Origin of the sequence: Bradyrhizobium sp. (assembly GCF_035484855.1) — a bacterium.
Classification (GTDB): Bacteria; Pseudomonadota; Alphaproteobacteria; order Rhizobiales; family Xanthobacteraceae; genus Bradyrhizobium.
On record NZ_DATHOP010000099.1, the window covers coordinates 1 to 12,042 of the forward strand.

Annotated in this window: 10 protein-coding genes and 1 pseudogene; 2 read left to right on the forward strand and 9 right to left on the reverse strand. The window is 64.8% G+C overall.

Translation table 11 applies throughout. From position 1 onward, the window contains the following. The 6 genes from truB to rimP all read right to left on the reverse strand — a co-directional run. A partial coding sequence (gene truB / locus VK804_RS11650; RefSeq protein WP_325370963.1) for a tRNA pseudouridine(55) synthase TruB occupies positions 1 to 1,005 on the reverse strand: 1,005 nt, incomplete at its 3' end. A gap of 4 nt (positions 1,006 to 1,009) precedes the next feature. After that, positions 1,010 to 1,429, reverse strand: a complete 420-nt coding sequence (gene rbfA, locus VK804_RS11655) for a 30S ribosome-binding factor RbfA (RefSeq protein ID WP_325370964.1) — start codon at positions 1,427 to 1,429, stop codon at positions 1,010 to 1,012. A gap of 150 nt (positions 1,430 to 1,579) precedes the next feature. After that, positions 1,580 to 4,192, reverse strand: coding sequence for a translation initiation factor IF-2 (infB, locus tag VK804_RS11660; protein WP_325370965.1), 2,613 nt, complete (start codon positions 4,190 to 4,192; stop codon positions 1,580 to 1,582). Between the two features lie 19 nt (positions 4,193 to 4,211). Continuing rightward, entirely contained in the window at positions 4,212 to 4,937 is a 726-nt protein-coding gene (locus VK804_RS11665; RefSeq protein ID WP_325370966.1) for an RNA-binding protein, read from the reverse strand. Between the two features lie 75 nt (positions 4,938 to 5,012). Next, positions 5,013 to 6,623, reverse strand: coding sequence for a transcription termination factor NusA (nusA, locus tag VK804_RS11670; protein WP_325370967.1), 1,611 nt, complete (start codon positions 6,621 to 6,623; stop codon positions 5,013 to 5,015). 3 nt (positions 6,624 to 6,626) lie between these two features. Next, entirely contained in the window at positions 6,627 to 7,394 is a 768-nt protein-coding gene (rimP, locus tag VK804_RS11675) for a ribosome maturation factor RimP (RefSeq protein ID WP_325370968.1), read from the reverse strand. A gap of 372 nt (positions 7,395 to 7,766) precedes the next feature. On the opposite strand from rimP, the gene VK804_RS11680 reads away from it, so the two are divergent. Beyond that, positions 7,767 to 8,849: a DUF2336 domain-containing protein gene (locus tag VK804_RS11680; protein WP_325370969.1), complete on the forward strand. Its 1,083-nt coding sequence runs from the start codon at positions 7,767 to 7,769 to the stop codon at positions 8,847 to 8,849. A gap of 85 nt (positions 8,850 to 8,934) precedes the next feature. Beyond that, entirely contained in the window at positions 8,935 to 9,774 is an 840-nt protein-coding gene (locus VK804_RS11685; RefSeq protein WP_325370970.1) for a phytanoyl-CoA dioxygenase family protein, read from the forward strand. A 102-nt stretch (positions 9,775 to 9,876) separates the two neighbouring features. Here VK804_RS11685 and trmB read toward each other — a convergent pair whose 3' ends face one another. From trmB to VK804_RS11700, 3 genes and pseudogenes are all read right to left on the reverse strand, one after another. Next, complete coding sequence (gene trmB / locus VK804_RS11690) at positions 9,877 to 10,611, reverse strand: tRNA (guanosine(46)-N7)-methyltransferase TrmB (RefSeq protein ID WP_325370971.1); 735 nt, start codon at positions 10,609 to 10,611, stop codon at positions 9,877 to 9,879. Further along, the gene (locus VK804_RS11695) at positions 10,608 to 11,741 is read right to left on the reverse strand and encodes a M20 family metallopeptidase (RefSeq protein WP_325370972.1); all 1,134 of its coding nucleotides are present in this window, start codon (positions 11,739 to 11,741) and stop codon (positions 10,608 to 10,610) included. The genes trmB and VK804_RS11695 overlap by 4 nt, the downstream gene beginning before the upstream one ends. 155 nt (positions 11,742 to 11,896) lie before the next feature. Then, positions 11,897 to 12,042: pseudogene (locus tag VK804_RS11700) on the reverse strand (IS481 family transposase); the annotation flags it as partial.

A 12,042-nucleotide genomic window follows, 5' to 3' on the forward strand; every position in this document is an offset into this window, starting at 1 on the left:
CACCGTGACATAGACTGTGCCGCTACAATTGGGCGCATCCCGTCCGCGCAACAAAACGGCCTGGCCCCTGTGGAGCCTTGCCGCATCCGCCCGTGTGACGGCCAGTGCCGGGATGTCGTCCAGCGCGGTCTCAACGGGCAATAGCGCGTCGGCGAGGCTGCCCTCGCCAGACGCGGCTCTATCGCACAAAGCCTCCAACTGTTCCAGCGGAATCATGTCCTTCTCGCCGAACGGGCCGACCAGGGTCCGGCGCAGCGCGCAGATATGGCCAAAGCAGCCCAATAGACGGCCGATGTCGCGGGCCAGCGCCCGCACATAGGTCCCCTTGCCGCACTCGGCCTCGAACACGGAATGGCTATTATCTGGTTGTTCCATAAGGGATAAATGGAAAATTTCAACCGGCCGCGGCTGCAGCGCGACGGTCTCGCCGTCGCGCGCCAGGTCGTAGGCGCGCTCGCCCTGGACCTTGATGGCGGAATATTGCGGCGGGGTCTGCTCGATTAACCCTGTGAAGCGCGGCAGCAGTTCCCGGATCGCTTCTGCCGAGGGCCTGGTCTCGCTGGTCCTGACCACCCGGCCCTCGGTATCGTCGGTATCGCGCTCCTCGCCCCAGCAGACCGTAAAGCGATAGCGCTTGCGACCATCCATCACGAAGGGAACCGTCTTGGTGGCTTCGCCGAGCGCGATCGGCAGGCCGCCGGAGGCGAGCGGATCCAGCGTGCCGGCGTGGCCGGCGCGCTTGGCCTGGAACAGCCGCTTCACCACCGCGACCGCGTGCGTCGAGGTCATGCCGATCGGCTTGTCGAGCACCACCCAGCCATGGACGTCGCGTTTGTCGCGCCGCGGCTGGTTGTTCTGGCGGCCCTGCTTGCCGCCGCGCTGGTCCGGATCGCGCGGATCATTGTTCGAGCGGGGCGGGTTGGGCGCGGCAAAATTATTTTTTTCAATGTCGAGCGAATCAGCGTTTGGCGGGTCGAAAACGCCGTTTGCGGTAGGTGCAATCATCAGGTCACTCTTCCGAATCCGGCGAATTGGGCGCGAGGTCCTTTTGCACCGCAGGTGTTCGCAGTAATTTCTCTATTCGTTCCGCTTCATCGAATCGGTCGTCTGCCCGGAAGCGAACATCAGGCGAAAATTTTAGGTTAACGCGCCGCGCGATCTCGCCGCGCAGGAATTTCTTGTTCCGCTCCAGCGCCGCGATCACGACCTCGGTATCGCGGCCGCCGAGCGGCATCACGTAGATGGTCGCGAGTTTCAGGTCGGGCGACATCCTGACTTCGGGAACCGTGATGATATGGCCCTCGAGTTCCGGGTCATGCACGCTGCCTTGTGCGAGAATATCCGCGATCGCATGGCGCACGGTTTCGCCGACACGCAACTGACGCTGCGAGCCGCCGGGGGCGGAACTCTTCTTGTGGTGCCGGGGCATCGTCGTCTTTCGAAAACAAAATCGTCATGGCCGGGCTTGTCCCGGCCATCCACGTCCTTCGAGCGGGATGGCTTTAAGTCGTGGATGCCCGGGACAAGCCCGGGCATGACGACAAATATTGCTGGTCTTGCGAAGCTGTAAGGCTCGAACTCACAGGCTGCGCTGGATGGTCTCCACGCGATAACACTCGATGACGTCGCCGACCCGCATGTCGCCGTAATTCTCGAACGCCATGCCGCATTCCTGGCCGGACTGCACTTCCTTCACTTCGTCCTTGAAGCGCTTCAAGGTCGACAGCTTGCCTTCGTGGACCACGACGTTGTCGCGAATCAGGCGGACATTGGCGCCGCGTTCCACGGTGCCGTCGGTGACGCGGCAGCCGGCGACCTTGCCGACCTTGGAAATGTTGAACACCTCCAGGATCAGTGCATTGCCGAGCATGGTCTCGCGCAGCGTCGGCGCGAGCAGGCCAGACATCGCCTTCTTCACGTCATCGACCAGGTCGTAGATGATGTTGTAGTAGCGGATCTCGATGCCGTTGCGCTTGGCGGCTGCCGCCGCCTCCTTGTTGGCGCGAACCGAGAAGCCGATGATGGCGGCGTTGAAGCCTTCCGCCAGCGTCACGTCGGATTCCGAGATGCCGCCGACGCCGGCATGCAGGATGCGGGCGGCGACTTCCTCGGTACCGAGCTTTTCCAGCGACCCGAGGATCGCTTCCAGCGAGCCCTGCACGTCGGCCTTGATGATCAACGGGAAATCCTTGCGGCCCGAGGTCTTCAGCTGCGACATCATCTGCTCGAGCGAGCCGCGCATGCCGGAAATGGAGGCGGCCGCGTTCTCGCGCTTCTGGTGGGCGCGGTAGCTGGTGACTTCGCGGGCCCGGGCCTCGTTATCCACCACCGCAAGCCGGTCGCCGGCTTCCGGTGGCCCGTTGAAACCGAGCACTTCGACCGGCACCGACGGTCCGGCTTCGTCGATGGTGGCGCCCTGATCGTTGATCAGCGCGCGGACGCGGCCCATCTCGGCGCCGGCTACCACGATATCGCCGACCCGCAGCGTGCCGCGCTGTACCAGCACGGTCGCGACCGGGCCGCGGCCGCGATCGAGCTTGGCCTCGATCACGGTGCCTTCGGCGGGACGCTCGGCATTGGTCTTGAGGTCGAGCAGTTCGGCCTGCAGCGCGATCATTTCCAGCAGCTTGTCGAGATTGGTCTTGTTCTTGGCCGAAACCTCGACGTCGACGACGTCGCCGCCGAGCGATTCGACCTGGACCTCGTGCTGCAGCAGTTCGGTGCGCACGCGCTCGGGGCGGGCGTCGGGCTTGTCGATCTTGTTGATCGCCACGATCATCGGCACCTTGGCCGCCTTGGCGTGATGGATCGCCTCGACCGTCTGCGGCATGACGCCGTCGTCGGCCGCGACTACCAGGATCACGATGTCGGTGACCTTGGCGCCGCGCGCGCGCATAGCGGTGAACGCGGCATGGCCGGGGGTGTCGATGAAGGTGATCTTCTTGCCGCTTTCCGGCGAGGTCACCTGATAGGCGCCGATGTGCTGGGTGATGCCGCCGGCTTCGCCCGACACCACATTGGCGTGGCGCAGCGCGTCGAGCAGCGAGGTCTTGCCGTGGTCGACATGGCCCATCACGGTTACGACCGGCGAGCGCGGCTCGGTGTCGGTGGAATTGTCGACCGCGTCGAACAGGCCTTCCTCGACGTCGGAGGCGGCTACGCGCTTGACGGTGTGGCCCAGTTCCTCGGCGATCAGTTGCGCGGTGTCGGCGTCGATCACGTCGGTGATCTTGTGCATCGCGCCCTGCTTCATCAGCAGGCGAATGACGTCGACCGCGCGCTCGGACATGCGGTTGGCGAGTTCCTGGATATTGATGGCTTCCGGGATCACCACTTCGCGAATCAGCTTTTCCTTCGGTTCGTTCGAGGCATGGCCCTTCAGCCGCTGGGTGCGGCGGCGGAACGATGCGATCGAGCGTTCGCGCACGTCGTCGGCGTTGAGCGCGGTGACCAGCGTCAGCCGGCCGCGCTGCTTCTGCGGCGACGGCTTGGCGGTCGTCTTCGGCGGGGCCGCGGCACGCACGACGCCGCCGGGGCCGCGACGGACCTGGCGCGGACCTTCGTCTTCATCGGAAATGTCGGCGGCGATACCGGGGGCGCGGGCCGCGGGCAATGCGGCGCGGGCCGCGGCCGCGGTCTTGGCCTCGGCCTCGCCAAAGCGTTTCTTGGCCTCGAGTTCGGCCTTGCGCTTGGCTTCCTCGTCCGCCCGGTGGCGTTCTTCCTCGGCCTTGCGACGGGCTTCGGCGGCTTCGCGCTCGGCCTGCTCGATGCCTTCCTTGCTGTTGCGGCGCCTGGCTTCCTCTTCGGCGAGCTTCCGCTCTTCCATGTCGCGGACTTTGGCGTCGGCGAGTGCGCTGGCGCGTGCCGAACGCTCATCCTCGGTCAGCGTGCGCAGCACCACGCCCGAACTGCTGCGCGGTGGAGCCGGCGGCGCCGCCGGACGGGCGAGCGGCGCCTTGGCGGCAGGTGCTGCCGCGGGCGCGGCCTTGGCGAGGACCGGCTCGGGGGCATGCGTCTCCGTTGCGGGAGCATCGCCGCCGATGCGGCGCTTGCCGCGCTTTTCAACCACGACCTGCTTGGTGCGGCCGTGACTGAAGCTCTGCTTCACGGTGCCCGTCTCGACGCGCGGCTTGAGCGTCAAGGTCTTGTTCGGGACACTCAATTTCCTGTCGCCAGGCGCTTTATCAACCATTCAGCAGTCCTAATCCTGTTCAAGTGGTGCGTGTCCGCACCGTCGGTATCGGCGAATTCTTGGTCGCATGGCCGGCCGTCTTGTCGTCGTCTGCCATCCGGTATCGGACCAGGAGCTGGCTGCGCGACAGGAACGTCTTGCTCGCCGGGCCCGCGAGCAGGGCAGCATGTATCACATTTGACCGGCCCAATGCCAAATCCAATTGTTCCGAAGTCAGCGCCGTGACCACCGGGAACGGGTTCGATTCGTCGTTAATCCCGCCATTTTGCCGGACCATGGCGTCCAGTTTCCGGATTCCGTCCATGGCCCCGTCCGCGGCATGGATCAGTGCCCCGACCGAGGTCCTGGCCGGCCCCGACTTGAGGGCGTCCTCCACCTTGCCGAAGCCGGAAATCACCTGGCCGGCTTTGGCGGCGATGGCGAGCGCGTCGATGCTGCTCTGCACCAGCAAGGCTTCCGTGTCGACCGCGAGCGCCGGCGAAACCCGGACATCGCGCTTGAATCCCTTGCGGAATTGGTGACGCCGGACCGCTTCCATAACCATCGCCCGCGAGGCCGAAACCCACATCCCCCGGCCGGGAAGCTTGCGCTTCAGATCCGCGATCACCTCTCCGGAAGGCGCGACCACAAACCGGATCAGCTGATCGATCGGCCGCACCTCGCGCGTGACCGCGCACATCCGCAGCGTCGCGGACCTGTCGGTCCGCGGTCCGTTGTCGAGATCGGGGTCGGCGATGGCGAGCATGCGGCTGACATGGCTCCTATCATCTGCGCGAGTTCTGGTCGCAAAACCGGGGACCACTTTTGCGGAACACGCGCGTTAAACCGGCTGATCTTCGGGGGCCTCGGCCTCGGTCCTCTTGGCGAGATCGGCTTCCGTGATCCAGCCGGCGATGACGCGGGCCTGCATGATCATGTTCTCGGCCTCGTCGCGCGAGACTTCGTTGGGATCGAGGATGCCGGGATGCTTGGTCTGCTCGCCGCCTTCCTTGCGCTCGGTCCAGCCGACCAGATCGTCGGTGGCGCATCCGGCGAGGTCTTCGACCGTCTTGATCTCGTTCTCGCCGAACTTGACCAGCATCTTCGAGGTCACGCCGGGCACCGTCTTCAATGCATCTTCCACACCGAGCTCCTTACGTTTGTTTTCGAGCTCGCCTTCGAGCTGTTCCAGATATTCGCGGGCCCGGCTTTGCAGCTCGTTGGCGGTCTCGTCGTCAAAACCTTCGATGCCGGCCAATTCCTTGGCGTCGACCATCGCCAGTTCCTCAACCGAGGTAAAACCCTCCGAGGCCAGCAACTGGCCGACCACTTCGTCGACGTTCAGCGCTTCCATGAACACCCGGGTGGAGTTCTCGAAATCGGCCTGGCGGCGTTCGGATTCTTCCTGCTCGGTCAGGATGTCGATGTCCCAGCCGGTCAGCTGCGAGGCGAGCCGCACGTTCTGGCCGCGCCGGCCGATCGCCAGCGACAGCTGGTTATTGGTGTCGGGCACCACCACCTCGATCCGCTCGCGCTCTTCGTCGATCACGACCTTGGCGACCTCGGCAGGCGCCAGCGCGTTGACCACGAAGGTCGCGATATCGGGCGACCACGGGATGATGTCGATCTTCTCGCCCTGCAATTCATTGACCACGGCTTGCACGCGCGAGCCGCGCATGCCGACGCAGGCGCCGACCGGGTCGACCGAGGAATCCCTGGAAATCACCCCGATTTTCGCGCGCGAGCCGGGATCGCGAGCCACCGCCTTGATCTCGACGATGCCGTCATAGATTTCCGGCACTTCCTGCGCGAACAGCTTTGCCATGAACTGCGGATGGGTGCGGGAGAGGAAGATCTGGGGTCCGCGGGTTTCGCGCCGCACGTCGAAAATATAGGCGCGGACGCGGTCGCCGTTGCGGAACACCTCGCGCGGCAGCATCTCGTCGCGGCGGATGATGGCCTCGCCGCGGCCGAGGTCGACGATGACGCTGCCATATTCGACGCGCTTGACGATGCCGTTGACGATGTCGCCGATGCGGTCCTTGAATTCCTGGTATTGCCGGTCGCGCTCGGCCTCGCGCACCTTCTGCACGATCACCTGCTTGGCGGATTGCGCGGCGATGCGGCCATATTCCAAGGGCGGCAGGGTGTCGGCGATGGTGTCGCCGATCTGCGCGCCGGGGTTGGCTCTCCGCGCGTCTTCCAGCGAAATCTGGTTGGCCGAATTCTCGACCTGTTCGACCACCAGCATGTGGCGCGACAGCCGCAACTCGCCCTTCTTGGCGTCGATCTCGGCATGGACGTCGGTCTCGCTGCCGTAGCGGGCGCGCGCCGCCTTGGCGATGGCGTCTTCCATCGCCTCGATCACGATGCTGCGGTCGATGGATTTTTCCCGCGCGACCGCGTCCGCGATCTGCAGCAGTTCGAGTTTGTTGGCGCTGACAGCTGCCATGGCTCAGTCTCCTCTGGTGGGATCGATCTCGCCCCGACGCAGTCGTTCGGCGGCGAGACGGTGTTCCTTGGTGTTTTTCGGTGCGGGTTTGCTCGGCTTCAATTTCGGCTTCGGCTTGTTGCTCTTCGAAAGGTCGGGCTTTTGTGCGTGCGGCGGTGGCGGCGGCTCCAGCCCGAGATTGCGGCGCAGCTCGCGCTCCGCGGCCTTGCCGCGCCGCATCGATTCGGCGATCAGCTCGTCGGTCAGAACCAGCCTGGCTTCGGCGATATCTTCCATGACCAACGACACATCGACATCTTCGCCCGCGCGCGCGTCATCGCGATGCAGCCGCACCGCATCGCCCTCGACGCCTCCAAGCGTGCCGCGGAACCGCTTGCGGCCCTGATACGCCACCGCCATCTCGATCTTGACGAGATGGCCCACGTAGCGCTCGAAATCGGACCGGCGCACCAGCGGCCGGTCGATGCCCGGCGAGGAAACCTCCAGCCTGTAGGCGCGATCGATCGGATCGGCGACGTCCAGCACCGGCGACAGCGCCCGCGAGATCGCCTCGCAGTCCTCGATCTGCATCGATCCGTCGGGCCGCTCCGCCATGATCTGGACGGTGCAGCCGGCCTCGCCCGATATTTTGATCCGCACCAGCCGGTAGCCCATTCCCTGCAGCACCGGGCCCGCAACCGCCGATACCCGCGCCGCCGCTCCGGGCTCGACCACGAGGCGCGGCTCGGCCAGCAGTTCGGTGTCTACGGAACCAGTGATCGGATCGGACATATCCAGCGTCAAGATTTGCCTTTTGGCGGTCTAATTTCGGTCGGTCCAACTGCATTGGGTTGGGGCCGGGCCTTCAATGGCGGTCCGGCCGCGATACCCGAGCCGCGCCCGGCGCCGCCGATTGCGGTCGGGTCGGTTCAGGTAATAAAAAAGAGCGGGTCCCGGGGGGCCCACTCTCAATACGCGATCGTATGAGAACCATAAGTTGCGGCTGATATAGCGGTTTTCTCCCGAGCCGGCAAGGCCCGCAGGGCCGCAAAGCGTGATTTTAGCGGGCCTTTCGGGGGCGCTTTCAAACCTAACCCTTCCTTCATCAAGCCCCCCTAGATTGCCTGCAAAACCCGCCTTTGCATTGGGTTTTGAGTGAGTTCCATGACGATCGCCACCTCGCTGATCCCCGGGCTCGATGAAATCGTCAGGCATGGCGATCCCAGCCGCCGCGCCGAGGCCGCGAGCCGCATCGCCGAGCTGTTCCTGGAGGCGGCCGCGAATTTGCGGCCCGACCATATCGAGCTGTTCGACGGCGTCCTGATCGATCTCGTTCCTCACACCGGAATTGAAGCGCGTACCGATCTGGCCGAGCGGCTGTCGCTGCTCGGCAACGCGCCCCGTGGCCTGGTCGGACAGCTCGCGCGCGAGAACGAGATCCTGATCGCCGGTCCGCTGCTGCGGCGGTCGCCTGTCATCGACGAGGACGCTCTGATTGAAATCGCGCGCATCAAGGGCCAGGGTCATCTCTTGGCGATGTCGGAGCGGCCAAAACTTTCGCCCGACCTCACCGACGTCATCGTACGCCGCGGCGACCGCGAGGTGGTCAGGCGCGCCGCCGGCAATTCGGGCGCCGAGTTTTCGTCAACCGGATATTCCGTCCTGATCAAGCGCGCCGGCCAGGACGCCGTTCTGACGCTGGCCGTGGGGCAGCGCGACGATCTCCCAAAGCAGCATCTGAAGGAACTTCTGGAAGGATCGATCGACGTCATCCGCCGCCGTCTGTTCGAACTGGTCAAGCCGGACCGGCAGGCCGCGATCAGCCGGGCGATCTCCGAGATTTCCGGTGCACCGGAAGTGGTCGAGAGCCGCCGCGACTTCGCTCCGGCGCAGCGCACGGTTCTGGCGCTGCGCAGCGCCGGTGAACTGAGCGAAGCCGCCCTTCTTGGTTTTGCCAAGGATCACAGATACGAGGAATCGGTCGCCGCGCTTTCGGCGATGTCGGGGGTGAAGATCACGACGCTCGACCGCCTGATCGCCGGCGACCGCCACGATCCGATCCTGATCGTCGGCAAGACGATCGGCCTGGAATGGGTCACCGTGCGCGCCCTGATCCTGCTGCGATTAGGCCCCCACCGGGTGCCGGCGCCGGCCGACATCGAGACCGCGCGCGTGAATTTCGCGCGCCTGATGCCTTCGACCGCCGAGCGGGTGGTGAATTTCTGGCAGACCCGCCAACCGGCCTGAGCCGAAGCCCTCTCCCAATGCAAAGACCAGCGCGCTAAGCTGATTCATTGCCGGCGCGGGCACAGCGCCGGCAGGGAGGGTGGCGATGCCGACGGATGCCGACATTCAGTTGCATGCCGACAAGATCCGCGATGACGGCTACACCGTGATCGAACGCGCCGCCGATCCCGCGCTGGTCGAGGGATTGAAAGCGGCGCTGGAACGCATCGAGCGCGAGCATGGGTTCGGCTACGCCAAAACCTCGTTCGAGGGCTTCAAGACCGTCCGGATCAACAACCTCCTGACTCATGACGATCTGTTCTGGGAAGTGCCGCTGCACGAGAACGTGCTGCCGATCGTCGAGCGCGTGCTCGACAGGGAATGCCTGCTGTCGTCGTTCTGCTCGCTGGTGCTGGGTCCCGGCGAGGTCGCGCAGCCGATCCACGAGGACACGCAATTGATTCCGCTGCCGCGGCCACACATCCCGATCACGCTCAATGCGATCTGGGCATTGTCGGATTTCACTGCGGACAATGGCGCGACGCGGATCGTGCCGGGCAGCCACAGATATGCGTCCTCGCCGGACTACGGCGGGGATTACGATGCCGTCACCGCGACCATGCCCGCCGGCAGCGTGATGTTGTTCGACAGCGCGCTCTGGCATGGCGGCGGCGCCAATACCAGCGATGCCAGGCGCTTTGCATTTTCCTGCGCCTATTGCTGGGGCTGGATGCGGCAGCAGGAAAACCTGCAGCTTGGCATTCCCCTGGAAACCGCGCGTCGCTTTCCGCGACGGCTGCAGGAACTCTGCGGCTACAGCGTCTACAAGGGACAGTTCGGTCACATCGACAACCGCGATCCGATCGAATTGTTGGGCCGCGAGCGCGGCAAACGCATGGTGTGGGAAGCAACCGACATCAGGAAGGCGCGGACGGGCGCGGAATGAAGCCATAGGAGTCCCTCGTCGTTCCGGGGCATCGCGCAGCGATGAACCCGGAACCTCGAGATTCCGGGTTCGACGCATCGTCCCGGAATGACGGTCGTGAGATCAGCCGCTCCGCCGAAATCTCAAATACGTCGCCTTCCGTCCCTCGCGCTCGGCCTTGGCGCCGTAGCGTGTCATCGTGTAGTCGGGCCAGGGCAGTTTCCAGTCGGAGGCGCGCTGCGCGGTCCAGGCGAAATCGGGCGAGCGCACGAGATGCGCGAGCGTCCAGGCGCAATAATCGTCGATGTCGCTGACGAAGCGAAACTCACCGCCCGGCTCCAGCGCGCGCGCCATCGAGGCCACGCTTGCGTCCTGCACGAAGCGCCGCTTCCAGTGCCGTCGCTTCGGCCAGGGATCGGGATGGATCAGATCGATTCGCCGGAGCGAACGCGGCGGCGCCCATGCCAGGAACTCGGCGGCATCGCCGGCGAACAGGCGGATGTTGGTGATGTTGTGCGCTTCGATCCGGGTCAGGATTTTCGCCATGCCGTTGACATAAGGCTCGCAGCCGATGAAGCCCAAGTCCGGAAAGGCGCGCGCCTCCGCGACCAGATGTTCGCCGCCGCCGAATCCGATTTCGAGCCTGACGGCATCGGCTCTGGAATCGAACAGGCCGGCGAGATCGGGCGGGCTCGGCCCGGTGATGTCGAGCGCAAGGCGCGGCAACAGATGCTCGATCAGGTCGGCCTGATGGGCGCGCAGCTTGTGGCCCTTGCGCCGGCCGAAGAACGAACCGTGCGGATGGGCGGCGCCGTCGTCGGGCGATGCATCGAGCTTCGCCGGATCGCGAACGCTCATCGCAGCGTCTGATAGAGCCGATAGAGCAGCCGCGTTCTCGGCTCGATCGAGGAGATGTACATCTGCTCGTAATGGGTATGCGCGCCCTTGCCGTCGACGCCGAGGCCGTCGAGGGTCGCGGTATGCGGCGCGGTGAAATTGCCGTCGGAGCCGCCGCCGGTCTTGGTGTCGACCAGATTGAAGCCGATCTCCGCGGCGATGGTCCTGGCATGCTCGTAAAGCGCAGCCCCCGCATTGCCCTTCTCGTAAGGCGGCCGGTTCAATTCGCCGGTCACTTTGACGCTGACGCCGTCGCTGCGCGATTTCAGGCCGAGGATCTTGGGAACGAGTTCGTCGGCGTCGGCGATGGTGGGAACGCGCATGTCGACCTCGGCATAGGCCTCCTCCGCGATGACGTTCGGCCTTGTGCCGCCCCTGACGACGCCGACATTGACGCTGACGCCGCGCTTGCGATCGTTCATCGCATCCAGTGTCTGGATGACGTTGGCGAGTTCGCGGATCGCGCTGCGGCCGTCCTCGGGCTTGGTGCCGGCATGGGCGGGGACGCCCTTGATAAAGACCTCGAAGCGTGCGACGCCCTTGCGTCCGGTGACGATTTTTCCGCCGTCGCGGGCCGGCTCGGTCACCAGCACATATTTGGCCTTGCGTCCCTCGGCCTCGATCAGCGCGCGCGACGTCGGGCTGCCGATCTCCTCGTCCGAGACGTAGAGCTGGGTGATCCCGAGCGGCGAACGCTCAGGGCTCGCGCAGACTTGGCGGAACGCATGGTAGGCGAGATAGGCCCCGCCCTTCATATCATAGATGCCGGGGCCGAACGCGCTGTTGCCCTCGACCTTGAACGGCAGGCGCTCGATGAAGCCGAGCGGATGCACGGTATCGAGATGGCTGAGGACGAGGATTCCGGGCTGATCCTGGCCCCATGACGACCGCGCCACCAGATGATCGCCGCAGCCGGAATGCCCGGCGACGCGCTCGATGCTGGCAGGCAAATCGCGGTAGCCGTCGGCGACCATGGTCGCGAGCCTGTTGACCTGGTCAGGCGCCTCGGTCGGCGTCTCGACTTCGACCCAGCGGCGGATGCCGTCGAGGATCGTTTGGGAATCGAAGGGATTGGCTGTGGTCGCTGTCATCGGCATGTCGTTGCGTTGGGGGAAGACACACCTACCGTCATTCCGGGGCGCGCGCCAGACCGGGATGACTTTTCTTCGAATCGTCATCCCGCTCTATCTTTTTGTTTGAGCATGATCTTTTCGGAAAACCGGTTCCCACTTTTCCGGATCATGCTCTAGCTGTGGAGCCTCAGGAGGTTGTCCTCGGTTAGACCGAGTCTGCTGATGGGCGTTTGAGATCTTATCCCACCGTGGGGCCGATGCCAGTTGTATTGATGTAGCCAGATCGGCAATTCTTCTGCGCGCCGATCTGACGTGGGAT